The organism is Pseudomonas aestiva, assembly GCF_039908605.1.
Lineage (GTDB): Bacteria > Pseudomonadota > Gammaproteobacteria > Pseudomonadales > Pseudomonadaceae > Chryseomonas > Chryseomonas aestiva.
In genome coordinates this window covers 1,077,960-1,103,830 of record NZ_CP150916.1, presented here as the reverse complement: position 1 = coordinate 1,103,830, position 25,871 = coordinate 1,077,960, and the positions used below count along the sequence as shown (strand labels likewise).

At 67.3% G+C, this 25,871-nt stretch carries 19 protein-coding genes and 1 pseudogene; 4 read left to right on the top strand and 16 right to left on the bottom strand.

The window, feature by feature from the left end; all coding sequences use genetic code 11:
- The first annotated feature begins 1,208 nt into the window (after positions 1-1,208).
- The gene (locus AABM56_RS05125) at positions 1,209-3,020 is read left to right on the top strand and encodes an ABC transporter ATP-binding protein (protein ID WP_347883882.1); all 1,812 of its coding nucleotides are present in this window, start codon (positions 1,209-1,211) and stop codon (positions 3,018-3,020) included.
- A gap of 65 nt (positions 3,021-3,085) precedes the next feature.
- Positions 3,086-3,238 carry a hypothetical protein gene (locus tag AABM56_RS05120; protein ID WP_007162537.1) on the top strand — a complete coding sequence of 51 codons (153 nt, stop codon included), beginning with the start codon at positions 3,086-3,088 and terminating at the stop codon, positions 3,236-3,238.
- A 294-nt stretch (positions 3,239-3,532) separates the two neighbouring features.
- Here AABM56_RS05120 and treA read toward each other — a convergent pair whose 3' ends face one another.
- The 3 genes from treA to AABM56_RS05105 form a co-directional block, all read right to left on the bottom strand.
- Positions 3,533-5,176 carry an alpha,alpha-trehalase TreA gene (treA, locus tag AABM56_RS05115; RefSeq protein WP_133862921.1) on the bottom strand — a complete coding sequence of 548 codons (1,644 nt, stop codon included), beginning with the start codon at positions 5,174-5,176 and terminating at the stop codon, positions 3,533-3,535.
- 99 nt (positions 5,177-5,275) lie between these two features.
- Positions 5,276-7,189: an ATP-binding protein gene (locus AABM56_RS05110; protein ID WP_133862920.1), complete on the bottom strand. Its 1,914-nt coding sequence runs from the start codon at positions 7,187-7,189 to the stop codon at positions 5,276-5,278.
- Positions 7,190-7,318: 129 nt separating this feature from the next.
- On the bottom strand, positions 7,319-10,741 hold the full coding sequence (locus AABM56_RS05105) for an AAA family ATPase (protein WP_133862919.1): 3,423 nt from the start codon (positions 10,739-10,741) through the stop codon (positions 7,319-7,321).
- A 172-nt stretch (positions 10,742-10,913) separates the two neighbouring features.
- Between AABM56_RS05105 and AABM56_RS05100 the strand changes: the two genes are divergently transcribed.
- Entirely contained in the window at positions 10,914-11,051 is a 138-nt protein-coding gene (locus AABM56_RS05100; protein WP_166655942.1) for a hypothetical protein, read from the top strand.
- A gap of 41 nt (positions 11,052-11,092) precedes the next feature.
- On the opposite strand, the gene AABM56_RS05095 is transcribed toward AABM56_RS05100, so the two are convergent.
- From AABM56_RS05095 to AABM56_RS05055, 9 genes are all read right to left on the bottom strand, one after another.
- Positions 11,093-12,268, bottom strand: a complete 1,176-nt coding sequence (locus tag AABM56_RS05095; protein ID WP_133862918.1) for a zinc-dependent alcohol dehydrogenase — start codon at positions 12,266-12,268, stop codon at positions 11,093-11,095.
- Positions 12,268-13,107, bottom strand: coding sequence for an SRPBCC family protein (locus AABM56_RS05090; RefSeq protein WP_347883881.1), 840 nt, complete (start codon positions 13,105-13,107; stop codon positions 12,268-12,270). The genes AABM56_RS05095 and AABM56_RS05090 overlap by 1 nt, the downstream gene beginning before the upstream one ends.
- Positions 13,108-13,207: 100 nt before the next feature.
- Positions 13,208-14,413, bottom strand: coding sequence for an exonuclease subunit SbcD (gene sbcD, locus AABM56_RS05085; RefSeq protein ID WP_133862943.1), 1,206 nt, complete (start codon positions 14,411-14,413; stop codon positions 13,208-13,210).
- 183 nt (positions 14,414-14,596) lie between these two features.
- On the bottom strand, positions 14,597-15,682 hold the full coding sequence (locus AABM56_RS05080) for a sn-glycerol-3-phosphate import ATP-binding protein UgpC (protein WP_133862916.1): 1,086 nt from the start codon (positions 15,680-15,682) through the stop codon (positions 14,597-14,599).
- A gap of 2 nt (positions 15,683-15,684) precedes the next feature.
- Positions 15,685-16,530, bottom strand: coding sequence for a sn-glycerol-3-phosphate ABC transporter permease UgpE (gene ugpE, locus AABM56_RS05075; protein ID WP_347883880.1), 846 nt, complete (start codon positions 16,528-16,530; stop codon positions 15,685-15,687).
- Positions 16,527-17,414 (bottom strand): sn-glycerol-3-phosphate ABC transporter permease UgpA, encoded by an 888-nt coding sequence (gene ugpA / locus AABM56_RS05070; RefSeq protein WP_263259708.1) that lies wholly within the window; start codon positions 17,412-17,414, stop codon positions 16,527-16,529. Before ugpA ends, ugpE begins: the two co-directional genes overlap by 4 nt.
- Positions 17,415-17,489: 75 nt before the next feature.
- Positions 17,490-18,806: a sn-glycerol-3-phosphate ABC transporter substrate-binding protein UgpB gene (gene ugpB, locus AABM56_RS05065; RefSeq protein ID WP_133862913.1), complete on the bottom strand. Its 1,317-nt coding sequence runs from the start codon at positions 18,804-18,806 to the stop codon at positions 17,490-17,492.
- Positions 18,807-18,995: 189 nt separating this feature from the next.
- Positions 18,996-20,186 (bottom strand): MFS transporter, encoded by a 1,191-nt coding sequence (locus tag AABM56_RS05060; protein ID WP_133862912.1) that lies wholly within the window; start codon positions 20,184-20,186, stop codon positions 18,996-18,998.
- A gap of 231 nt (positions 20,187-20,417) precedes the next feature.
- Entirely contained in the window at positions 20,418-21,278 is an 861-nt protein-coding gene (locus AABM56_RS05055; protein ID WP_133862911.1) for a LysR family transcriptional regulator, read from the bottom strand.
- Between the two features lie 97 nt (positions 21,279-21,375).
- On the opposite strand from AABM56_RS05055, the gene AABM56_RS05050 reads away from it, so the two are divergent.
- Positions 21,376-22,281: a DMT family transporter gene (locus AABM56_RS05050; protein WP_347883879.1), complete on the top strand. Its 906-nt coding sequence runs from the start codon at positions 21,376-21,378 to the stop codon at positions 22,279-22,281.
- Positions 22,282-22,354: 73 nt separating this feature from the next.
- On the opposite strand, the gene AABM56_RS05045 is transcribed toward AABM56_RS05050, so the two are convergent.
- The 4 genes and pseudogenes from AABM56_RS05045 to AABM56_RS05030 form a co-directional block, all read right to left on the bottom strand.
- Positions 22,355-22,510, bottom strand: a complete 156-nt coding sequence (locus AABM56_RS05045; RefSeq protein WP_007162553.1) for a hypothetical protein — start codon at positions 22,508-22,510, stop codon at positions 22,355-22,357.
- 166 nt (positions 22,511-22,676) lie between these two features.
- A complete protein-coding gene (locus tag AABM56_RS05040; RefSeq protein WP_133862909.1) occupies positions 22,677-23,690 on the bottom strand; it encodes a GlxA family transcriptional regulator in 1,014 nt (337 codons plus the stop codon).
- Positions 23,691-23,788: 98 nt separating this feature from the next.
- Positions 23,789-24,115: pseudogene (locus AABM56_RS05035) on the bottom strand (aromatic ring-hydroxylating dioxygenase subunit alpha); the annotation flags it as partial.
- A 520-nt stretch (positions 24,116-24,635) separates the two neighbouring features.
- A complete protein-coding gene (locus tag AABM56_RS05030) occupies positions 24,636-25,601 on the bottom strand; it encodes a LysR substrate-binding domain-containing protein (RefSeq protein ID WP_133862908.1) in 966 nt (321 codons plus the stop codon).
- Between the last annotated feature and the right edge of the window lie 270 nt (positions 25,602-25,871).

Below are 25,871 nucleotides of genomic sequence, written 5' to 3'. Positions count from 1 at the left end.
AAGCCTTTCGCCATACCCTGCCCGGTCCGCCTGCTGGTCTCAGATTGCGCCCAACAAAAAACCCGCCGAAGCGGGTTCTTTGTTGCGACCATCCCAACATCCTGTCAGGCGCCATCCTGGCCTGGTCTTCATCCGTGACCTCAGGGCTGCGCATCCTGCGCTGCTGATAGGTGTAGATTACGCAGCCCGCCGAGATGGCAACATGGCCAGGTGACACCAGGGCGTGTAAGCCTTTCGCCATACCCTGCCCGGTCCGCCTGCTGGTCTCAGATTGCGCCCAACAAAAAACCCGCCGAAGCGGGTTCTTTGTTGCGACCATCCCAACATCCTGTCAGGCGCCATCCTGGCCTGGTCTTCATCCGTGACCTCAGAGCTGCGCATCCTGCGCCGCTGATAGGTGTAGATTACGCAGCCCACCGAGATGGCGACATGGCCAGGTGACACCAAGGCGTGTAAGCCTTTTGCCATACCCTGCACGGTCCGCCTGCCGGCCTCAGATTGCGCCCAACAAAAAACCCGCCGAAGCGGGTTCTTTGTTGCGACCATCCCAACATCCTGTCAGGCGCCATCCTGGCCTGGTCTTCATCCGTGACCTCAGAGCTGCGCATCCTGCGCCGCTGATAGGTGTAGATTACGCAGCCCGCCGAGATGGCAACATGGCCAGGTGACACCAGTCCTTGAAGCCTTTTGCCATACCCTGCTCGGTCCGCCTGCCGGCCTCAGATTGCGCCCAACAAAAAACCCGCCGAAGCGGGTTCTTTGTTGCGACCATCCCAACATCCTGTCAGGCGCCATCCTGGCCTGGTCTTCATCCGTAACCTCAGAGCTGCACATCCTGCGCCGCTGATAGGTGTAGATTACGCAGCCCACCGAGATGGCGACATGGCCAGGTGACACCAAGGCGTGTAAGCCTTTTGCCATACCCTGCCCGGTCCGCCTGCCGGCCTCAGATTGCGCCCAACAAAAAACCCGCCGAAGCGGGTTCTTTGTTGCGACCATCCCAACATCCTGTCAGGCGCCATCCTGGCCTGGTCTTCATCCGTGACCTCAGAGCTGCGCATCCTGCGCCGCTGATAGGTGTAGATTACGCAGCCCACCGAGATGGCGACATGGCCAGGTGACACCAAGGCGTGTAAGCCTTTTGCCATAGCCTCGGGAACACGGCGACCGCCGCCTCGACTAATGCTGACCCTCGCCGAAGATCCGCCATGGCCCTCTCGACTTCCTTCGCTATCGTGCAACAGCAGATGCGCCGCGCTGCCGGCCTGGTCTGGAGTACCTCTCCCGCGCTGATGATCGGCCTGGTTCTGGCCACCCTGGTCGCCGGCCTGCTGCCGGCCCTGGCCGCCTGGCTCGGGCAGCGCATCGTCGATGCCGTGGTGGCGGCCATGCGGCTGCATGCCGAGCAGGGCCAGGCGCCGCTGTGGCCAGTGCTGAAGTTCGTGCTGGCCGAAGCCGGGGTGCTGGCCGCCCTGGCGGGAGCCCAGCGGCTGCTGTCGGTGCAGCAATCGCTACTGCGGGTACGCCTGGGGCAGACCGTGAATCTGCTGATCCTGGAAAAGGCCCAGACCCTGTCGCTGGCACAATTCGAAGACGCGGATTTCTACGACAAGCTGGTGCGGGCCCGGCGCGAGGCGTCCATCCGGCCCCTGGCGCTGGTGACCAAGTCCCTGACCCTGCTGCAGAACCTGATCTCGCTCGTCAGCTTCGCCGTGCTGCTGGTGCATTTCTCGCCCTGGGCGCTGTTGCTGCTGGTGGTGGGTGCCCTGCCGGTGTTTCTGGCCGAGGCGCGCTTTTCCGGCGATGCCTTTCGCCTGTTCAGTCGGCGTGCACCCGAGACGCGCCGCCAGACCTACCTGGAGACCCTGCTTTCCCACGAGGCCTACATCAAGGAGGTCAAGCTGTTCGGCCTGGCGCCGCTGCTGCTGGAGCGCTATCGCACCACCTTCACCAAGCTCTATGCCGAGGACCGTCGCCTCACCCTGAGACGTGACGGTTGGGGTTTCGTCTTTGGCCTGCTGGGCACCCTCGCCTTCTATGCCGCCTATGCCTGGGTGGTGCTCGATACCGTGCGCGGGCGTCTGAGCCTGGGCCAGATGACCCTCTATCTCACCCTGTTTCGCCAGGGCCAGGCCGCGGTCAGCGCCAGCCTGACGGCCCTTGGCGGACTCTACGAAGACAGCCTCTACCTGAGCAATCTCTACGACTACCTGGGCCAGCCGACCAGCGCCGAGGGCGGCAGCCTCACCGCCGGCAGCCAGCCCGGAGATGGCCTGAGATTCGACGGGGTCGGCTTCACCTATCCGGGCGCGACCGCACCGACGCTCAAGGACATCAGCTTTCACCTGGCGCCGGGCCAGAGCCTGGCCCTGGTGGGCGCCAACGGCTCGGGCAAGACCACCCTGATCAAGCTGCTGACCCGGCTGCATGCGCCTACTCAGGGACGCATCCTGCTCGATGGCAGCGATCTGCAGGAGTGGCAGCCGGCCGCCCTGCACAGGCGCATTGGCGTCATCTTCCAGGATTTCATCCGCTACCAGCTCACCGCTGGCGAAAATCTCGGTGTCGGCGACACCACGGCCTTCAACGACGGGGCGCGCTGGCGCAAGGCGGCCGAACAGGGCCTGGCCGACGAAGTCATCGCCGGTCTGCGCGAGGGCTACGAGACCCAGCTCGGACGCTGGTTCATGGGCGGCCAGGAGTTGTCCGGCGGCCAGTGGCAGAAGATTGCCCTGTCACGCGCCTATATGCGCGAAGAGGCCGACATCCTGGTGCTGGACGAACCCACCGCCGCGCTGGACGCCGCCGCCGAGGCGGTGATCTTCGAGCGCTTTCGCGCCCAGGCGCAGCAGCGCATGACCTTGCTGATCTCGCACCGTTTCTCCAGCGTGCGCAATGTCGATCAGATCCTGGTGCTGGAAGGCGGCGAGATCCGCGAGCGAGGGGATCACGAGCAGCTGCTGGCCAGCGGCGGCCGCTATGCCCAGCTGTTCGATCTGCAAGCCAGAGGCTATCGCTGATCGCCGGTGGCGAACTTCGCGTGGAGGGCTATGCCCAACGCTTAACAACCACTCGCGGAGGCCGCATGAACGATCAGATCAAGGAAAACCCCGACGACCTGGACATCGATCCGGACATTGCGCCCGATCCCGAAGAGCCCGTAGGCGAAGATCCGGATGACAAGCCGGTCGAGGAACGCCTGCCGCAGAAGAATCCGCGCAATCCGGAGTACAGCTGATGAACACCATCCTGCCGTTGCCCGAGGACGAAGATCCGGAGGGGCTGCATCCGGCGGAGTTGCCGGCCGACGAGGACGATGCGCCGCCGGTGGATCCGCTTTGACGCCTGGAGTCGGTATCCGGATGGAGCTGGCGTAGGGATTGCCCTCACCCCGGCCCTCTCCCGGAGGGAGGGGGAAAGAGCGGCGCGTAGGTTGGGTTGAGCGTAGCGAAGCCCAGGCCCAAGCCCAAGCCCAAGCCGGAAACTTTCACACCATGAAAAAGGTCCGCCGTGGCGGACCTTTTCTTTGGCCTTATTTCGCGCCGGGTTGCGGTTTGTAGAGTTCGAGCAGCTTGAGCGTGACGCCATTGGTCCAGCCGAAGCCGTCCTGCAGCTCGTACTCGCCGCCGCCGCCGCCCTGGCCGCCGGTGAGGTCGTATTTCTCCACCAGCTTCTGCTCGCGGGCGTAGAGGTTCTGCACCTGGGTCAGGAAGCGGGTGCCGATGTCCGCGGCCAGCTTGTCCTGCTGATAGCGGCGCAGGCCATCCACGGCCACCCACTGCAGCGGCGCCCAGCCGTTGGGCTCGTCCCACTGCTGGCCGGTCTTGACCGTGGTGGTGGCGATGCCGCCCGGACGCAGCAGCTGGTTGGCCACGGTCGCGGCGGTCTGGTCGGCGCTGCTCTGGCTGGCGGCGCCCACGAACAGCGGGAACAGGGTAGCGGCGGAAACCTTGTCGGTACGGCGCTTGGCCTGCCAGTCGAAGTCGGTGTAGTAACCGGCCGGATTCCACAGGTAGCGGTCGATGGCCTGCTGGCGGGTCTTGGCCTTCTGGCTGTAGGCCTGGACGCAACTGGCCTCGCCGGTCTTCTCGCAGGCCTTGGCGATGGTCTGTTCCAGGTGATAGAGCAGGCTGTTCAGGTCCACCGGGGCGATGGCGGTGGTGCGGATGGTCGCCAGGGTCTTGCCATCGCCCAGCCAGCGCGAGGAGAAGTCCCAGCCACTCTCGGCTCCGGCGCGCAGATCGCGATAGACCTCGCCGGCCGGTCGGCCCTTGGCCTGGGCGGCGGTGGCCAGGTCTTCCAGGTAGGACTCCTGGCGCGGGGTATCGCGAGCATCCCAGTAGCGATTGAGCAGGGTGCCGTCGGCCAGCCTGACCACATGGGCATTGGCCTGGCCCGGTTGCAGGCCTTCGGCCCCGGCCATCCAGTAGGCGTATTCCTTCTGCAGTTGCGGCAGGTAGCGGCGATAGGCGGAGTCGCCTTCCAGGCTGGCCTGCAGATCGACCATGTAGGCGAAGAACGGCGGCTGCGAGCGACTCAGATAGTAGCTGCGATTGCCGTTGGGGATGTGGCCGTAGACGTCGATCTCATGGGCGAAGTTGTCCACCATGTCGTGGACCAGGTCGGTGCGCCCGTCCTTGGCCAGTCCCAGCATGGTGAAGTAGGAATCCCAGTAGTAGACCTCGCGGAAGCGTCCACCCGGCACCACATAGGGCTTGGGCAGCGGCAGCAGGCTGCTGTAGGCCGGCACCTCTTCGTAGTGGCGGGTCAGCACCGGCCAGAGATCCTTGACGTGGGTCGGCAGGTCGGCCCCCGCCTTGGGCGGTGCGGCCTTGATCGGATCGGATTCTTCGAAGTTGGCGCTGACGAAGGCCTTGAGGTCGAAGCCCGGCTTGTCGCGCTGGGCCAGGTAGTCCTGGCGGATGTCGGCCGGATTGCGCTTGGGCAGGGCATCGACGAAGTGCTTCTGGTCGCTGAACAGCTTGCCTTGCTGCACGGCGGCGAACAGCTCGGGATAGGCCTGGTCCGGCGGCACGGCGCGGGCGTTGCTGGCGTCGCGCCAACTCCAGGTCGGGGTTTCCGGCTTGCTGCCCTCATGGGCGCAGGCGGCGAGAAAGGCGATGGACAGGGACAGGACGAGCATCCGCGCGGGTGGCGCAGGTGGCAGGCGTTTCATGAAGCGCTCCTTTTCTTGTCGACACGACAGCAGCCGCAACGGACGTTGCGACACGAAAGGATCGACCCTGGAGCGCCGCGACAGTTCGCCGCAATCGGCTCAGTTCCCCGGACGCAGACGCCTTACGCAGCGTGCCAGCTCTTCGAGACCGAAGGGCTTGCCAATGAGTTCGACGCCCTCTTCCGCCAGCTCCGGCAGGGACGCCGGGTCCGCCTGACCGGACAGATAGAGCACCGGCAGCCCGGGGCTGGTGGCCCGCGCCTGCTCGGCCAGTTGCCGGCCGTCCAGCCCGGAGAGGCCGAGACTGGTCACCAGCAGATCGATACGCAGGCTGCCCGAGGCGATGAGGGCCACGGCGGTGGCGCTGTCGGCGACAGCCAGGGGCGTGTAACCCAGCTCCGCCAGCACCTCGCCGATGATGACGCGGACTTCACGCTCTTCTTCGACGATCAGCGCGCAGTCACCGGAGACCTCCGGCAGGACCGGACCTTCGGCTTCGCTGGGCGCGGGCTCCACCACAGGCTGAGCCAGTAGCCGCGGTAGATAGAGGCTGATGCAGGTGCCCTCGCCCACCACCGAATGGATCTCCACCTGACCACCCGATTGGCGGACGAAGCCATAGATCATCGACAGCCCGAGTCCGGTGCCACGCCCGCTGGGCTTGGTGGTGAAGAAGGGTTCGCAGGCGCGCTTGAGGGTATCGGCGTCCATGCCGGTGCCGGTATCGCAGACCTGGATACGGACGAAATCACCGGCCACCGTCTCGATCGGCAGGCCGATGCTGAGCGGTCCGCTGACATTGTCCACGCGGATGCTCAGGTTGCCGCCCTCGGGCATGGCATCGCGGGCGTTGATGGCCAGGTTCAGGATGGCGTTTTCCAGCTGATGCGGATCGCAGTGCAGCAGCCAGAGGTCGGCATCGAGCTGGACGTCCTTGCGGATCTTCTTGCCCAGGCTGTGACGCAGCAATTCGTGCATGCCCTGCACCAGCTGGCCGGCATCCACCGGGCGGGGTTCGAGTACCTGACGGCGGGCAAAGGCCAGCAGGCGCTGGGTCAGGGCCGCGGCGTTCTCGGCCGAGCGGGTGGCGGTGTCCAGGTAGCGCTCCAGCTCCTGGATGCGCCCCTGCTGCACCCGGCGACGCATCAGATCGAGCGAGCCGACGATGCCGGTCAGCAGGTTGTTGAAGTCGTGGGCGATGCCGCCGGTGAGTTGGCCGATGGCCTCCATCTTCTGCGCCTGGCGCAGCTCCTCTTCCAGGGCCATCAGCTCCTGGCTGCGTATCTCGATGCGCTCCTCGAGGTTGCGATTGAGTTCGTCCAGGGCTTCGCGAGTGTGGACGGCTTCGCTGACATCGCGAGAAATGGAGAGGAATCTCAGGGGCTGGCCGTCATCGCCCAGGATCGGCGTGACCACCACGTCCCACCAGCGCCGGGTGCCCTTTGCCGTGGGCGCCAGCCCGGTGAAACGCCCGATGCCGCCCTGCCGCGCCGCCTCGATGGCGGCGGTCACCTCATGGCGCTGCCCTTCGGGCCAGAGTTCGGCCCAGGGACGGCCCTGGAAGGGAATGAAGTCGTCGATCTCCATGACCACCAGGCCGCCCGGATTCATGTATTCCAGACGCCCTTCCAGATCGATCAGCTTGATGCAGTCGACGCTGCAGACCATGACGCTGCGCTTGAAGGCCTCGCCCTGCCAGAGCTCGGCTTCATGGCGTCGCTGCGCGGTGATGTCGAGCAGTACGCCACCGGCCTCGCGCCGCTGGAATTGCAGGCAGCGCAACTGGCCATCGGTGCCCTGGCGCCAGGCCTCCCAGACCTGGCCCGCGGCGGGCAGCAGCCCCTCGGGCGGTGCGCTGCGACTCTGCAGCCCGCTGAGCAGCTCGGCGGGCGAAAGGCCCCGGGCCAGCGCCTCGGCGTCCCGTTCCAGCATGGCCGCACAGGCGGCATCCGCGCGCCACTCGGCGCGGCTGGGATCGTATTCGAACAGGCCGACGGCAAGGAATTGGGACATGGTGGGTAGGTGGCCGGTAGGAGAAGGAGATGTCATAACGCCAGCAGAAACGGCGAACCTGTCTACGTTAACAGTTTCATCGTTTCGCTTCGCGCTGGGCTTCGACCACTGCGCCGGAAAAATTACTCACTAGGTCGCGTTTTTCTCCACGGCATAGCGCCGCTCCAGACCGCTATGGCCCAGACCGACGCCCTTGCGCACCTTGAGCTGCACCGGGATGCGCTCCTTGAGCGCCTCCACGTGGCTGATGATGCCGATGGTCTTGCCGCTGGCATTGAGCTGATCGAGGGCATCCAGGGCGACCTCCAGGGTTTCGCCATCGAGGGTACCGAAGCCTTCGTCGAGAAACAGCGAGTCGATGCCGGTGCGCTGGCTGACCAGATCCGACAGGGCCAGCGCCAGGGCCAGGCTCACCAAAAAGCTCTCGCCACCGGAGAGGGTACGGATGTCGCGCAGGGCATCGGCCTGCCAGGTGTCGAGGATCTGCAATTCCAGCTCGGCGGCCTGGCGCCGGAAGAGTCGATAGCGACCGTGCAGGCGCATCAGCTGACCATTGGCGAGATGCACCAGGTGATCCAGGGTCAGGCCCTGGGCGAACTTGCGGAATTTGGCGCCGTCGGCCGAGCCGATCAGGCCGTTGAGGTGCTGCCAGAGGTCGTGATCGCGCTCCTGGGCGGCGATCTCGCCGAGCAGGGCCTGCAGACCATCGCGGCGGCGCTCGTCTTCGCGCAGGGCGGCGTTGACCTCGCCCTGGCGCTGGCCCAGGGCGCGCAATTCGGCACCGGCGGCGGCCAGTTCGGCATCCAGCTCGGCGGCGCTGCGCTCGGTCTGCGGCTCGGCGTTCAGGATTGCCAGGCGCTCCTGCGCCGCACCGGCCAGGGCGCGCGCCTCGGTCAGGCCGGTCTCGAGACGGGTGCGCTCCAGCGTCAGAGCGCTGTGCTCGTGGTCGTCCAGTTGCGCGGCGCGCCAGGCGTCGGCGTCGGCGAAGGCGCTGGCGGCCAGAGCGGTCTGCCAACGGACGCCGGCTTCGCTGGCCAGCTGCACCTCGCCCGCCAGTCGCTCGTGCAGCGCCTGGTGGCTGCCCTGCAGCGCCGCACCCTGCTCACGGCAGTCTTCCCAGGTCGCGGTCGCCTCCGCGAGCACGGCCGCAGCGGCCTCCGGCGCTACCGGGACGGCGGCGACCTCGCCGGCGCGCTGGCGCCAGGTCTCGACCAGCGGCACGAGGGTGGCCAGGCGCTGGGCAATGTCCTTCAGGTGCTGCTGCAATTCCTGGGCTCGCTGGCGATCGGCCTGCCAGCGGCGCCACTCCTGCTCGCGCAGCGTCAGCCATTCGCCGGCACGACTGGGCACCTCATGTCCCCAGCGCGCCAGCTCCGCGCCCAACTGGCGCTCTGCCGCGGCCTGTTGCGCCTCGGCCTCCCGCTGTTCCCTGGCACCCTCCGCCAGACCTTGGCGCGCGCGCTCCCAGGCCGCCTCGGCCAGCGCCTGGCGCTGTTCGGCATCGGCCTGTTGACGCGCCAGGCGCTGGGCTTCGTTGCGGCCTTCCTCGCCTTGCTGACGCAGGCCATCCAGGGTGGCGAGCACCTGCTGGATGCGCGCCAGCTCCTGGTCCTGACGGCGGCGCAATTCGGCCACCGCGCCAGGCACCTCAGGATCGGCACCCAGGGCCGTGCAACGCTGACGCCAGAGTTCGCCCAGTTGCTCCAGCTGCTGACTGGCCTCGGTCTGCTGTTCGGTGGCCTGATCCAGTTGCGCCTTGAGCGCGGCCAGGGCTTCGCTGAGCTCCTTGCCCTCCTGGGTCAGGCGCTCCAGCTCGGTCTTGGCGTCCTGCAGGGCGGTCTGGGTGGCGGAGACGTCCAGCGCGGCATAGTCGGCCACCGCGGGGTGATCACGGGAACCGCACAGCGGACAGGGTTCGTCGGGCTGCAAGTCGGCGCGCTGGGCCTCGAGACTGCGGATGACCCTTTCCTGTTCGAGCAGCTTCTCGCGCTCGCGCACCTGCTGGGCCACCTCGCGATAGCGCCCGCGCAGGGCGTCCAGGCGCACCTGGTGATCGCCATGCTGGCGCTGACGCTCACCCTGGCTGCGGGCCAGACGCTCCAGCTGGGTCTGCAGCTGGCGCCGGCGCTCGACCAGCTGATCCAGCTGATCCACCTCGTTGACCCGGCCCAGCGTGGCCTGCCAGAGCGCGCGCCACGCCTTTTCGTCGCGGCCGTCCAGCGCGGCCTGCCAGCGTTCGCGCTGGGCCTGCTCCGTCGCCTGGGCCTGGGCGGCCTGCGCGCGTGCCCGCGTCACCGCCTCCTGGTGGGCTTCGCGTTCCTCGGCCAGCAGCTGCAGCTGGCGGGTCTGCTCCTCCTGGCGGCGCGTCAGGCGCGCCAGGGCCTCGGCTCTTTCGTCGCGCAGGGCCAGCTGGCTGCGCCAGTCGCCCAGGCGTTCGCCAAGTTCGGCATGACCACTGCGCTCGGCCAGGCTCAGCTCCAGATGCTGCTGTTCGTCCAGCGCCTGCGCCTGCTCCGCCTCGGCCTGGCGCAGTTGTTCGCCACTGGCCCCCAGGGCCTGGGCCAGGGCGGCGTCGCGGCGACTGGCCAGGGCCTGGATCCGCTGATCGAGCTGTGCCAGTTCTTCCCGGCTGCGCTGTTCACGTGCCGCGGCCTCGCGCCAGGCCTGCTCGACGGGCAGCAACCGGGCCGCCGGTTCGGCCGCCGCCAGCCGCTGACGTTGCGGCTCGGCGGCCTCCCAGGCCTGCTGCGCCGCGGCCAGGCGCGCCTGGGCCTGCTGCTCGTCCGCCGCCGCCTGCTCCACGGCGCTCAGCCACTGGCGCTGGGCCTGCCAGGTCTTGAGGTCTGCGCCCAGTCGCTCTTCGCGCTGCGCCAGGCCGCTGCCCTCGGCGGCCAGCGCCTGGCGGCGTTCGGCGTCCAGCACCTCGACCCCGGCGACGCGCTGGCGCAGGCCGTCCAGGACGCCCTTGGCCTCCCGCGCGCGCTCGAACACCCGCTGGGAGATCTGCCCGTACACGGCGGTGCCGGTCAGCTCTTCCAGCAATTCGGCACGCTGGCTGGCACTGGCTTCCAGGAAGGCGGCGAAGCCCCCCTGGGCCAGCAGCATGGAGCGGGTGAAGCGCTCGAAGTCGAGGCCGGTGAGTTCCTCGGTAAGTCTGAGCTTGTCGCCGGTCTTTTCGGCGAGAATGCTGCCGTCGAGCCTGGCCAGTTCCACCTTGGGTGGCTGCAGGGCGCCATCGGCGCGGTCGCGGGCGCGTCGCTGGCTCCAGAAGGCCCGGTAGCGCTCGCCACGCACGGCGAATTCCACCTCGGCGAGGCAGTCGCCGGTGTGGCGGGTCATGAGTTCGTTGCTCTCCCCACCCACCTTGCTCATGCGCGGCGTGCGGTGATAGAGCGCCAGGCAGATGGCGTCCAGCAGGGTGGTCTTGCCCGCCCCGGTCGGTCCGGTGATGGCGAACAGGCCACTGCTGGCGAAGGGTTCGGCGGTGAAGTCGATCTTCCACTCACCCTTGAGGGAATTGAGGTTCTTCAGGCGCAGGGTGAGGATCTTCATCGGGCTTTTCCAGGACGACTCGGCGAACCGCCGATTCTGGCATTGTTGGGCGCGCTCGCCCATGCCAACCGACCACTCGACCTAAGGTCGTGCCCACCGCTGAACTTGCTCCGGCCTCCGCTCTCAACTGCAGGGTATCGCTCTGCAATCACGTTTCCCCGGAGGATCCGTCGTGCGCTCGCCCCTCTCTCCCTTCGATTTCCTCGGCATGCCCCTGCTGGTCGGTGCGGGCACCCTGGCACTGGTCAGCTGCAGTGGCGGCCACAAGGTCGCCGCGCTGTGGCAGCCGCTGGCGACCTGGCTGGTCTAGCGGATAGAAAGCCCACCGATCCTGGGATCGCCGGGCTGCCCTCACGGCATGAACACCGCCCTCATGCAGTTCTTGTCCTTGGACTTGAACAGCTCGTAGCCGTAGGGCGACTCTTCCAGGCCCATCGGATGGGTGAGCAGGTAAGACGGATCCAGCTCGCCCTTCTGGATGTGTTCGAACAGCCGCTCCACATAGCGCTGCCCCGGCTGCTGGCCCGATCTCAGGGTCAGGGCCTTGTTGACGATGGCGCCCATGGGAAACTTGTCGATCACCCCGCCATAGACGCCGATCACCGACACCGTGCCGCCCTTGCGACAGGCACGAATGGCCTGGCGCAGCGCCGATCCTCGCTCGGTATGCAGGCGCAGCAGCTGCTTGGTCTTGTCATAGGCATAGTCGACCTGGGTGCCGTGGGCTTCCATGCCGACGCAATCGATGCAGCGATCCGGGCCACGGCCTCCGGTCAGTTCCAGCAGCGCCTCGTGGATGTTGGTGGTCTCGTAATCGAGGACGATGGCGCCGGCCTTCTCGGCCGCCAGCTGCAGGCGATCGCTGAAGCGATCGATGGCGATGACCCGCTCGGCGCCCAGCAGGTAGGCGCTGCGAATGGCCATCTGGCCAACGCCGCCACACCCCCAGACCGCCACGGTATCGCCAGGCTGGATGTCGGCGATGTCGGCAGCGTAGTAGCCGGTGGGCACGGCATCGGACACGAACACCGCCTGGGCATCGCTGACGCCGTCAGGCACCTTGAACAGATTGACGTCGGCATAGGGCACCCGCACGTAGGTGGCGTGGCTGCCGGCATAGCCGCCGAAGGCATGGCTGTAGCCGAAGATGCCGGAACAGGGCTGCCCATAGGCCAGCTCGGTCATCTCGGGCTTGGGGTTGCTGTTGTCGCAGCAGTTGTAATCCTCGCGCTGGCAGTGCTCGCAGTCACCGCAACCGATGATGGAGACGGTCACCACCCGGTCGCCAACGGCCAGGCCCTGGTTACGCAGGCTGCTGCCCAGTTCGACGACCTCGCCGAGGAATTCATGGCCGATGATGTCGCCAGGCTTCATCGCCGGGACGTAGCCGCCCAGCAGGTGCAGGTCCGAACCGCACACCGAGGACATGATGATGCGCACGATGGCGTCGCGCGGATTGAGGATCTCCGGATCCGGGACGGTTTCCACCTGCAGACGATTGGGGGCTTGCCAGGTCAGGGCACGCATTATTCGGACCTCGCCTGAGTGCCCAGGCCGGCATTGATGTCGGCCTGGGGTTCGTCGGCCGGGCGAGTCACTGGCGGATGAGGCGGCGCCAACGGGCGACCGCTGTGGGAGACCTCGGGGGTGGCGATCTCGCCGGTTTCCAGTTGCTGCTTGAGCCGGCGCAGGCCGAGATTGACCGCCTTGCCGGTGAAGCGGCTGATGCCTTCGGTGACGGCATGACCGAGCAGGCCGGCCGGGGCTTCGCAGGCCAGTACGGCCTGGACCAGGGTGCCGCGGCCCTGGGGTGCGTCGCTGAAGGTCAGACTGGCCTTGTGCGCCATGAAGGTGCCGGGCACGGTGCTCCACAGCAGGAATTCGTTCTCGCGGCGCTCGCTCTGCTCCAGGGTCCAGCTCAGGGTGCGCCCCAGGGGACCGGAGGCATGCCAGTGGCTGTCGCCATCGGCGCCCAGCTCGATACGGTCGACGAAGGGCAGCAGCGCGCGCAGGTGCTGCAGGTCGGTGCAATAGGCGAACACCTCCTCACGCGGCTTGGCGATGGTGACGCTGCGCTGGATGGCGGTGGGATTGCGCCAGCCCCAGCGCTCGGCCAGGGCCTGTTCGAAAGGTGATGGCTGCAGCGCGGCCTTGAGCTCGCAACGCTGGCGGACGCCGCGGCTGAGGGCCATGGCGCCCAGCGCCAGTCTCACGCAGCCGGTGAGGCCACCGCTGCGCAGACCACCAAGGATCAGCAGACCACCGCCAAGCAGGGACACCAGGCGTTCGGTGCCCTGGACATTGGGCAGCTGGTCGTCGGAACGTTCGTGACGCGTGGCGGCGAGGGGTTGCGACAGGTCGTGCATGGGGTCTTCTCCGGTATGGGCTACATAGAGAGGGTGACCCCGGGGCAGCGGGCCTTGTTCCGGAGGAGAAATACCGTCCGATGGACGCGTTTCGCTGCGATCAGGCGGGCAACTCGCCGAGAACCTCGCGATAAAGGCTTTCCAGCCGGGTACGCAGGTCGTCGTCCAGGGTCTCTTCGGCCAGGCGCTGGCTGAAGACATCCAGCGGGCTGAGCTCTTCCAGCGTTTCGCGCTGGGTACCCTGCAGAGTGGGCGCGATGGCGCTGCGCGCGCGCCTGACCCGCAGCACCTCCAGCGGCAACTCGGCCACCAGTGCGGAGATGCGCGGCTGCAGATCGGCCAGGTAGTCGTCACCGGCCACCACCACCTCGGCCCACACCGGGCACTCGGGGCGGCCGTCGGCCGCTGCCTCGACCAGGGCGGCGCCCAGGGTGTCGAGGGTGCCCTGCACCACGGCCAGCGGCTGGAAACAGGGCACCGCCACGGGCGTCACCCGCTCCAGGGTCGCGCCGAACTCCACCAGCAGGACTTCCTTGGCGCGCTCCTCATCGAAGCTGAGGCACAGCGGCGAGCCGCTGTAGCGCACCTGCTCCAGGCCGCCGACCCGCTGGGGGCGATGGATATGGCCAAGGGCGATGTAGTCCGCCGGCGGAAAGGCGCTGGTGGGAAAGGCGTCGAGGCTGCCGACATAGATCTCCCGTACCGACTCGCTGGTGCTGGCGCCCACGGTGGTCAGATGGCCGGTGGCGATGATCGGCAGGGCAACGCCCAGTTCGGCGCGGCGCGCCTCGGCCAGAGCGTACAACTCGGCATAGTGCCCCTGGATGGCCTGTTGCAGCGCCTGGCGCTTTTCCTCGGCGCTCTGTCCGGCCTGGCTCTGCACCACGTCACGCGGTCGCACGAAGGGAATGCCGCAGAGCAGTGCGCCGATCTCGCCGTCGCGGCGGCGCAATTCCAGCAGCTGGTCGGCTGGCGTCTCGCTGACGCAGGGGATCACCCGGGTGTCCAGGCAGGCCAGCAATTCGCGGGACTCGGCCAGCACCGCAGCGGAATCATGGTTGCCGCCCAGCACCACCAGGCTGGCGCCGGTGCCGCGCAGGGCGACGATGAAGCCGTTGTACAGCTCGCGGGCATAGCTCGGCGGGGTGGCGGTGTCGAAGATGTCCCCCGCCACCAGCACCACGTCCACCGCCTGCTCCGCCACCTGATCGACCAGCCAGGCGAGAAAGGCGCGATGCTCGGCCTCGCGGGTGCGCCCGAGGAAATGCTGCCCCAGGTGCCAGTCGGAGGTGTGCAGCAGACGCAGACCGCTCGCGGAAGCAGACTTTCGAACACGTCTGGGCTTGGGCTTTTCCTCGGGGGCGGCAACGGGCAGATCGAACAGCGGGAGGTTTTCCATGGGTATCGGCGGTCAGAGCGGCAAAGGGCGCAGTATCCTCTCCGGGGCGCCTGAGGGAAACCGCCCCGCACCCTGACCGGACCGGCGTGCCTAGCGCCGGGGATCGAGGCGCTGACCGGAGGCGGCGTCGAACAGGTGCAGATGCTCCTCCGGCGCGCGCAGCTGCAGGACGTGGCCCGGCGCCGGCCGCTGCTGATGGGGCAGGCGCACCACCAGCGCCTGCTCGCCCCAGCGCCCATGCGCCAGGTTGTCGGCGCCGAGGATCTCCAGAGTGCCGACCACCAGGGGCAGGCCCTGCTCCGAAACGCCGCAGGGCTGCAGGTGCTCGGGCCGGATGCCCAGACAGACCGGACGTCCGGCCAGATGGCGATAGCCCGGCCCCAGCGGCAGGCGCAGACCGCCCGGCACTTCGCAGTGGCTGCCAGCGGCGTCGACCTGGCCGTCCAGCAGATTCATCGCCGGACTGCCGATGAAGCTGGCGACGAAGCGCGTGGCCGGACGTTCGTAGACCTCCACCGGGGTGCCGAGCTGCTCGACCACCCCGGCCTGCATCACCACCACCCGCTGGGCCAGGGTCATGGCCTCCACCTGGTCATGGGTGACATAGAGGCTGGTGGTATTGAGCCGCTGGTGCAGCTGCTGCAATTCCAGGCGCATCTGCACCCGCAGCTTGGCGTCCAGGTTGGAGAGCGGCTCGTCGAACAGGAACACCGCCGGATCACGCACCAGGGCGCGGCCCATGGCCACCCGCTGGCGCTGGCCGCCGGATAGCTCTCGCGGCCGCCGTTCGAGCAGGCCATCGAGCTCCAGGATGCGCGCCGCCTCCTTGACCCGGGTGGCGATCTCGGCACGGCCGAGACCGGCGATCTTGAGACCCCAGGCCAGATTCTCGGCCACGCTCATGTGCGGATAGAGGGCGTAGTTCTGGAACACCATGGCGATGCCGCGCGCCTTGGGTTCCAGCGCGGTGACGTCCCGGCCACCGATATGGATGCTGCCGGCGCTGACCCGCTCCAGCCCGGCCACCAGCCGCAGCAGGGTGGACTTGCCGCAGCCCGAAGGCCCCACCAGCACGATGAATTCGCCATCCGCCACCTGCAGATCGAGGGGCTGGATGACCTGGGTCTTGCCGCCGTTCCAGCTCTTGGAAACGGTCCTGAGTTCGAGGTTTGCCATGGTTACTTTTCGCTATCCACCAGACCGCGCACGAAGGCGCGTTGCATGACCATTACCACCGCCACCGGCGGGATCAGGGTGAGCAGCATGGCTGCCATCACCTGGTTCCATTGCGGCACCCGCTCGCCGAGCGAGAGCATGCCGCGAATGCCCGCCACGGCCGTGCCGAGGTCGGGGTTGCTGACGATCAGCAGCGGCCAGAGGTACTGGTTCCAGCCGTAGATGAAGGTGATGACGAACAGCACCGCCAGGTTGGTCCGCGACAGCGGCAGGACGATGTCGCGGAAGAAGCGCAGCGGCGAGGCGCCATCGATGCGCGCCGCTTCGAGCAATTCCTCGGGCAACGTCAGAAAGAACTGGCGGAACAGGAAGGTAGCGGTGGCCGAGGCCATCAGCGGCAGGGTCAGACCGGCGTAGCTGTCCAGCATTCCCAGGTGGCCGATGGTGTCCACGGTGGGAAAGATGCGCACCTCCACCGGCAGCATCAGGGTGATGAAGATCAGCCAGAAGGCCAGGGTGCGCAGCGGAAAGCGGAACCAGACGATGGCGAAGGCCGAGAGGATGGAGACCGACAGTTTGCCCAGGGTGATGCCCAGCGCCATCAGGAAGCTGTTGAGCAGCAGCAGCCAGAAGGGTGCGGTGCTGTTGCTCACACCCTGGGTCCAGATCAGGCTGAGGTTGTCCCAGAGATGGCGCCCCGGGATCAGGCTCATGGGCGTGGCGAACACCGCCCGGTCGTCGAGGGTGGCGGCCACAAAGGCCACATAGAGCGGAAAGAGGATGACGCCGATGCCCAGTACCAGCATCAGGTGGCACAGCAGCGTCAGCCCGCGACGATTCTCGATCATTGATAGCGCACCCGGCGTTCGACGTAGCGGAACTGCACCACCGTGAGCACGATGACCAGCAGCATCAGCACCACCGACTGGGCGGCGGAGGCGGCGAGATCGAGTCCGGTGAAGCCCTCGCGATAGATCTTGTAGATCAGGGTGGTGGTGGCCTGCACCGGTCCGCCGCCGGTGGCCGCGTCGATCACCGGAAAGGTGTCGAAGAAGGCGTAGACCAGGTTGACCACCAGCAGGAAGAAGCTGACCGGCGCGATCAGCGGCAGCGACAGCTGCAGGAAGCGGCGCAGCGGCCCGGCGCCGTCGATGGCGGCAGCTTCCAGCAGCGAGCGCGGGATGGATTGCAGCGCGGCGAAGAAGAACAGGAAGTTGTAGCTGATCTGCTTCCACACCGAAGCGAGCACCACCAGGAACATCGCCTGACCGGCGTTCTGGGCGTGGTTCCAGTGATAGCCGTAGCGCTCCAGCAACAGGGTGAGCAGACCGAGACCGGGGTTGAACAGAAAGATCCACAACACCGCGGCGATGGCCGGGGCCACCGCATAGGGCAGCAGCAGCAGGGTCTGGTAGATCCGGCTGCCACGCACCACCAGATCGACCAGGGCCGCGAGGACCAGGGACACCAGCAGGCCGCAGCCGGTCACCAGGGCGCTGAAGGTCAGGGTGGTCCAGAAGGAGGCCAGATACAGCGGGTCCTGGAACAGCTGACGGAAGTTGTCGAGGCCGACGAACTGGCTGGACAGGCCGAAGGGATCGACGCTCTGCAACGAGTACCAGAGCGTCTTGCCGGCGGGCCAGAGAAAGAACACGGCGGTGATCGCCAGCTGCGGCGCGAGCAGCGCATAGGGCAGCCAGCCGGAAGGAAAGACCTGACGGGATGTGGACATGGGCGCACGCATCGTCGCGAAAAGAGGAGCGGCGCCGGCACTCGTCGGCAGGCGCCGCCAGGGCGGACCTCAGGCTTACTGGGTGGATTTCTCGAAGCGGCGCAACAGCACGTTGCCGCGCTGCACGGCAGTATCCAGCGCCTGTTGGGGGGCCTGCTTGCCGGTCCAGACGCTTTCCAGCTCTTCATCGATCACCGCGCGGATCTGCGGCATGTTGCCCAGGCGCAGGCCCTTGGTGAAGGCCAGTGGCGGCTTGTTCAGCATCTGCCGGGTGGCGATGTCCGCCCCCGGATTCTTGCTGTAGAAGCCCTGCTCGCGGGTCAGGTCGTAGGCCGCCTTGGTGATCGGCAGGTAGCCGGTCTGCTGGTGCCATTCGGCGGCGATCTCCGGCTGCGCCAGGAAGGCGAGGAATTCGGCCACGCCGCGCTTCACCGCGGCATCCTGGCCCTTGAACACCCAGAGGCTGGCGCCGCCGATGATGGCGTTCTGGGGAGCGCCCTTGAGGTCGCCGTCGTAGGGCATCATGGCCACGCCGAAGTCGAACTTGGCGTAGTGGCGGATGTTGGCCAGCGAGCCGGACGAGGTGGTCAGCATGGCGCAGTCGCCGTTGTAGAACTTCTCCGTGGGTTCGTCCTTGCGGCCGACGTAGGTGAAGTCACCGCGCTTGCCCATCTCCTGCAACAGGGCGATGTGCTTGACCTGGGGCGCCTGGTTGAAGTCCAGCACGGCATCGGTCCCCAGGTAGCCGTTGTCCCGGCTGGCGAAGGGCAGGCCGTTCCAGGCGCTGAAGTTTTCCAACTGCACCCAGCTCTGCCAGCCGCTGGTGTAGCCGCACTTGAGACCGGCGGCGCGCAGCTTGGCGCTGTCCTCCGCCAGGTCCTTCCAGGTCTTGGGCGGCGCTTCCGGATCAAGGCCGGCCTGCTTGAAGGCGGCCTTGTTGTAGTAGAGCACCGGGGTGGAACTGTTGAACGGCATGGACAGCAGTTGACCGGTCTTGGCGTCGCTGTAGTAGCTGGCGACGGTAGGTACGAAGCCCGCTTCATCCAGCTTCAGGCCCGCGTCCTTGAACACCTGGTAGACCGGCTCGATGGCCCGGGAGGCCATCATGGTCGCGGTGCCCACCTCGTAGACCTGCAGAATGGCCGGCGGCTTGCCGGTCCGGAAGGCCGCGATGCCAGCGGCCAGATTCTGCTCGTAGTCACCCTTGTACACCGGCTGTACCTGGAATTCCGGGTGCGCCTGGTTGAAGCGCTGGGCCAGGGAATCGACCTCCTTGCCAAGCTCCGCATCCATTGAATGCCAGAAGGGAATGGGCGTCGCCGCCCACACCGGGCCGCTACTCACCAGCCCGAGTACCAATCCCAACGTCATACCGCGAAGCGAAGCCTGCATGTCTGTGCCGCCCTTATCGATAGCCTGAGGATCGAAGGCGCGAAATCGCGCCTTCCTGTTCGAAAGGCAACATGCCAGGCAGAGATGACAGTCAGGCTACAGCGAAGACAGCACGCACGATCCTTCCGAAAAGACCGTCGTAGAGCCTTTCGCGGGCAAAACCCCTGGCAGCGCGGCGGCAGCCTGGCGCTAGCAGCGACTCGCGGGCGGCGGCGCCAGGGTCAGCCGCTGCACCAGGCTGGGCACCAGGCTCAGCATACCCAGCAGCGCCATTCCCAGGCCGACCCACAGGGGCGCGCGCAGGCCCTGGCCGGCATCGATGGCCGCGCCGCCGGCCCAGGCACCCACTGCCAGGCCCGCGGTGATCACCGAGGTATGCAGGGTATTGACCAGGGGCCCTGGGGTGGCCGCGGCCATGACCCGGGCGACCATGGCCGGGTTGAGCGCCACCCCGGTCAGGCCGATCAGCGCCAGGGCCAGGAGGCTGGCCGCGGCACTGTCGGCGCAGCTGACGAACAGGGCGAAGCCCAGCGCCAGCACCGCCAGCCCGACGCCCTGCACCTTGAGGGTGTAGCGATCGGCCAGGCGGCCCACCAGCAGATTGCCCAGCACGTTGGCGAGGCCGTAACCCATCAGCAACCAGGGAATGGTGGTGGACGCGAAACCCGTCACCTGGATGAGGATGGGCGAGAAGTAGCTGAAACCGGCGAAGGTCGCGCCGATGATCAGGCCGCTGGTGAGGTAGGCCGCCCAGAGCCGGGCGCTGACCAGGGTTCGCAGTTCACCGCCCAACTGCCCGGCCACGCGCGCCGGCGTGCGCGGCACGCACAGGCCGACCAGCAGGGTGCAGCAGGCCGCCAGCAGGGCGACCGCCCAGAAGCTGGCGCGCCAGCCGGCCAGTTGCTCGATCAGTACCGTGCCCGGCACTCCGAACACCGGCGCCAGCATGAGCCCGGACAGGATCAGCGAGGCCGCCCGGCCGCGGCGATCCGGCGTGACCAGGTTGGCGCCCAGGGTCAGGCACAGGCCGATGCTGGCGGAGCTGGCGATGCCCATGAGCACCCGCCCCGCCGCCATCACCGGATAGCTGGCCGCCAGTGCGGCGACCACGGCGCCTACCAGATAGAGCGCCAGCAGCCACAGCAGCGCCGATTTTTCCGCCAAGCGCAGGGCCAGCAGCAACAGGGTCAGCGGCGGGCCGCCCAGGGCCATGCCCAGGGCATACCAAGAGATCAGATAGCCGATCTGGCCAATGGAGACGCCGAGATCGGCGGCCAGCGCCGGCATCATGCCGGCCACCATGAATTCGGCGGTGGTCAGCGCGAAGATGGTCAGGGCCAGCAGATAGATGAGACGGGGGATGGCGGGTGGAACAGTCATGACAGCGGGATATTCCAGAAAAAGCGGACAGGAGCGGCGGTAGCGGGCCGGATGTAGGGGCCGATCCCGGGTATCTCAAGAGGCGACAGCTCAGGCGGTCGCAGAGGGTCCGAGTGGTCTCGGGAGGTGTCCGTTCCAGGCGGAACGACGAATCGACAGGCGGCAGGTCGCGCGCCAGGGTCGGCACCTTAGTGGCTGCACGGTCGCCCGGTCAAACCTCGCGCCGCCTGGCTAGAGGCGAAAATCCTCGGCGATCAGCCCGGCCAGAGAGGTGCAGGCGGGGCTGCGCTCACCGGGCGGCGAGGCTAGCCGCAGCTCGTGCACCGGCAGTTGCGCAAAGCCCTCCTCCGGCGTCAGTTCACGCATCGGCGGGGTCATGCGCGCCCGGTCGGTGATGGCCACGGCCTGGCCCAGTTCGACCGCCGCTTCCAATGCCGAAGAGGCGGCGCTGGTCACCACCGCATGCCAGCGCCGGCCCTGGTGGATCAGCAGGTCGATGCCCAGTTCGCGATAGCTGCAGCCTTCGCCGTGCAGCGCCAGGGGCACGCTGGCGTCTGGGCTCAGTTGCAGCCCGGGACCGGCGACCCACACCGGCTGGGTATGGCCGAACCTCTGGCCGTCCGCCCGATCGGTGCGGGGCGGCCCCACCAGCAGCGCCAGGTCCAGCAGTCCCTGGCCGAGCCAGCGCCGGAGCTGGCTGCTGTTGCCGGTCAGCACCTGCAGGACGATCCCGGGATGCTCGCCCTGCAAGCGCGGCAGCACGGCCTTGAGCAGGCGGGCGGCATAGTCCTCGGCCACGCCCAGGCGCACCTCGCCCACCACCGGCTGGCCGGTGAGACCGGCGAGGATGCGGTCATGGGCCTGCAGCAGGTCGGCGGTCTCCAGCAGCACGCGGCGCCCGAGCGGGGTCAGGGTCACCGCCTGGTTGTCCCGCTCGAACAGCCGGCCGCCGGTCTGCTCCTCCAGTCGGCGGATCTGGCTGCTCACCGCCGAAGGACTGCGATTGAGCTGCAGAGAGGCGGCGCGAAACTGCCCCAGCCGCACGATGGTGTGGAAGGTACGCAGGACGTCGATATCGAGAGGTGCAGGCATGATGCGTTTTTATCGAACCACAGCTACCGATAATGTCGTTTGAGTGTATTACTACCCTGGGCCAGGCTCAAGGCATCCCGTCATCTGGAGCCCGGCCATGCCTGCCATCCTGTCTTCCTCGCTGCTGCGCCAGCTCGCCCTGGTGCTGTGCTGGAGCGCCGGTTTCGTCGGTTATCGCTACGCAGCGGACCAGGCCCCTACCCTGCTGGTGACCTTCTGGCGCCTGCTGCTGGCCGCCGTGCTGCTGCTGCCCTTCGCCTGGGCCGAGGTGCGGCGATTGCCGCTGAAGATCATCGGCCAGCAGGCGGGCATCGGCGTGCTGGCCTTCGCCGGAGCGGCAGGGCCGGCCGCCAAGGCCATCGAACTGGGCGTCTCACCCGGGCTGGCGGCGCTGCTGTCGGATCTGTCGCCGCTGCTGGTGGCTCTGGGCTGCTGCCTGCTGCCGGGCCAGCGCACCAACTGGCGCCAGTGGCTCGGCCTGGGCCTGGGCCTGACGGGCGTCCTGCTGGCCACCGGCGCGGGATTGGGACTGGGCGTGGCCCCCGGCTGGGCCTACGCCCTGCCGCTGGGCAGCGCCCTGGCCCTGGCGCTGGCGACCCTGGTGCAGAGTCGCCTGCCGCCGAGTCGACTGGCGTTGCGGACGCAGCTGTTCATCCAGCTGGCGGCCAGCAGTCTGGTAATGCTGGGGGTGGCCGGGGTGGAAGGTCCGCTGACCCCACCGCTGACCCTCGGCTTCGCCCTGGCGGTGCTCTGGCTGCTGATCCCGACCCTGCTCGGCTTCGGCCTCTACTGGCTGTGCCTGCGTCAGGGCAGCCCCCAGGCGGTGAGTGGCGCGCTCTACCTGAGTCCGCCGGTGGCGCTGCTGTGGGCCTGGGCCTGTTTCGACGAACCCCTGGCACCGGGCATGCTGCTCGGTCTGCTGTTCGCCCTGGCGGGCTTGCTGTGCCTGAATGCGGCGGAGCGGACCCGGCAACCTGAGCCGGCGCTGGCGCCGGGCAGCTGACTCTGGCGGGAAGGTGCGATGCCGACGGTCGTCAGCATCGGAAGGCCTCGCGTGCTGCGAGGCTGGCAGACGGTCAGGCTTTGTCGTCGGCCTGCTCGTCGTGGTCCTTGAGCGCGGGTTTCTTGCCCGGTTGCGGCGCGTGCTCGGCATCGGGTGCGATGTCCTCGCCCTGATGCTTCTTTTCCTGCTGCACTTTCTTGTCGTGGGCGACGTTACGTGGGTCAGTCATGGGACATCCTCGCTCGGTAGGTCATCAGGTTATCCGTCGCCGCGTCAGGCAAGCCGTGCGCCGGGATAAGGCTTCGAGCGGGACGGCAGGCAGCCGTTCCTGTGCGCCGACGAAACGCTCTGGGGCGCGCCCTCTGCCCTTTGCCCCAAGCGCAGCGCCAGGCGGCTCAGTACTTCAACCGCCGCTCCTTGGACGGCGGATAGCCGAAGTAGGCCGAATATCTCTTGCTGAAGTGGGTGACCGAGGTGAAGCCGCAGGCCACCGCCACCTCCAGCACCGACAGGGTGGAATGCTGCAGCAGGCGGCGGCCCTCGGTGATGCGGAGCTCCAGGTAATAACGCATGGGCGCGGTATCGAGCTGCTCGCGAAACAGCCGCTCGACCTGGCGCCGCGAGCGGCCGGCGTAGTCGCACAGTTGCTCGATGGTGAGGGGCTCCTCGATGTTGGCCTCCATCAGGGTCACCACCTCGCGCAATGGCGGGGTCATCTGCACCTTGAGCGTCGGATTGACCTGGCGAAAGCGCGATTCCTCGAAGGCCAGGATGTTGACCAGGCCATCGGCCAGGGCGCTGCCGCACTGGGCGCCGATCCATTCGAGGAAGAGATGGAAGGCGCCGCTGGGACTGGCCGCGGTGAGGCGATCGCGATCCAGCACATGGCTTTCCGCCGAGGTCTTGCAACCGCGCACCCGTTCGCTGAAGGCGCTGCGCTGCTCGGGATGGATGGCGCAGCGATAGCCGTCCAGCATCCCGGCCTGACCCAGTTGCCAGGCGCCGTTCCACAGGCCGCAGAGGGTCACCTGCTGCTTGGCCGCGCGCAGCAGCAGCGCCTTGAGCCGCGGGTCCAGCTCCAGCGGCGTCCGCAGGCCACCACAGACCACCAGCAGATCGAAGCGGGCGCTCTCCGCGGCGCGGTAGTCGCCGTCCGGACGGATGACGATGCCGAGGTCACTGAGCACCTCGGCGCCGGTCGGGCTGTAGGTCCGGGTAGCGAAGGTCCCGGCGGCCAGCAGGTTGGCGGTGACCAGGGTATCCAGCGCCTGGGTGAAGGACGGCAGGGAAAAGTGATCAAGCAGGATGAAGCCGACCAGCCGGGAAAATTCCGGCCGCGGCCGCGTCGACTGCAACTGCAGGTAGTTCTTGCCCTGGATACCGCTGCCAAAGGTTCTCGAATCGATCACGTCCTACCGCCCCGCTCCTTGCCTCGGGCCCATCCTAGCCCAAAGCCGCGTTCCCACTTGGCGGGAGAACCGCCGCCCACCATGTCGCCAGCGACCAGGGTCCTGTCGAAATCAGCGTTCACCTTGCCGGCGAACAGCAGGCTGCCGTCCGGTTCGTAGGTCCACCTGTGATAGGGGCAGACCCGCTTGGCAACCTTGCCCTGCTCGCGCTCGCAGATCTTGGCACCGCGACGGCGACAGGCGTTATGGAAGGCCCGCACCTGACCGTCCTTGCGGCGCATCACCGCCACCGGGTAGTCGCCGATCTGCAGAGTGAGATACTGGCCGGGCTTGGCGATCTCGAAGGTGTGGCCGGCGAAGATCCAGTCGCGATGCCAGAGTCGTTCGAGGTCCTGGCGACAGACCTCGGGATCGCTGTACAGCGCGCGGGCCGGTTTCGTAGCCGAGGCAGAGGGCTTCGGGCAGGTCGCGGCCGCTGATACGGCGGCCCTGGGCGTGCAGGGCATCGGCCAGCGCCAGCAGTGCCGGGACCGCGGTGCGGCATGGCCCTTGGAGGTGAAGTGCCCCTCGTGGGCGTCCAGGCTGTCGCCGGTGAACCCTCCCGCCCAAGCCGCGCCCAGCAGATTCACCGGGGTGCCATCGAAAGGCAGGCGGCTCATGAATTCGCCACCAGGATAGTGCTTGCGCGCATAGCCATAGAGCGTCTGACCGGTGGCATTGGACACCGCCACGGCCAGGGTGCCGAGGATGTCCAGCAGGCTCTTCTGCAGGATGGCCCGGCTAGGGCGCGGTACCTGGTCGAGGGTGAGGGCTTGGCAAAAGGCGTAGGGCGACATCCGCGGACTCCCTTGTTGTTGGCTGCCGAGGTTGGCCGGCAACAGACAATGAGTCAGGGTCGGGCGATGGCTCCAACGACTTTTTCGCCGGGCAAAGGATAACCGCAGGTCAGGCGGGCGCCCGGCCGAGACGGCCGAGCAGCCACTGCTGGAAGCGCCGCACCGCCTCGCTGTCTTCCATTTCCTCGCGGATCGACAGGTAGTGGCGGCTGTTGCGCAGGACCACCTGCTCCTTGATCGGCCGCACCAGCTGGCCCTGTTCCAGCAGCGCCGCCACCAGGTGATTCCAGCCCAGGCTGATGCCCTGGTGCGTCAGCACCATGCCGATGATCAGGTTGTAGTCGTTGGCATTGAACAGCGGCGGACGCCCGGCCGGACGCTCGTCCAGATCGATGCCCTGGAAGGCCAGCCAGACGCCCCAGTCGACGTGCTCGGCCACCTGGGAGCGACCGTAGGGACTGAGGTTGAGCAGGGCCGCGTCGCGTACCCCTTCGAGGGTGCGGATCTGCGGATGGCGTTCGAGATACAGCGGCGAGCACACTGGATAGATGATGTCGTGGAACAGCGCCGTGCTGCGATAGCCGTCGCGCACCTTGGGCATCTTGGTGATGAAGGCGTCCGGCTGCACCCCCGGCTCCATGGCCAGGAAATTCTGGGTGGTGACCAGATTCAGTTCGATCTCGGGGTGGCTGGCGAAGAAATCCGGCAGGTGCTGGGACAGCCACAGTGCCGAGAACGCCGGCGAGCAGCACAGGGTGAGCATGTGCCGGGCGGTCTGGTTGCTGCGGATGCGTTCGGCAGCCTGGGCGATGTTGACGAAGGATAACTGGGCCGCATCGAAGAACAGTTCGCCCGCCGGGGTCAGCGCCACCGCGCGCCCGACCCGACTGAACAACTGAGCCCCGAGATAGCCCTCCAGCTCGCGGATCTGTCGACTGATCGCGGCCTGGGACACGCACAGCGCCTCGGCGGCACGGGTGAAACTTGCGTACTTGGCCGCCGCGACAAAGGCCTTCACCGCGCGCAACGAAGGCATTTTCAGCAGCAGCGTATCGGGATCGACGGCTTTGGACATCGCAACTCTCGACGGACGGAAAAGGGGCGGACAAGCAGTATTGGCCATGGCCGCGCGACCTTGGAGCCTTTGGAGACGCCAGGCATATCTCACGGCGACACCTCTGGCGCGCTCAGCGAAATCATAACGTGACGTTATCAAATTAGGGCTGGAAATGTTGTTGGATTTGCCCGGGGTCAGCTTATAGATTTGCTGAAAAGCCCCGTTCCGAGGGCCATCAGAACAACAAGAAGGGACCGCCGTCGTGAAGACCGACACCCATTTCCTCTG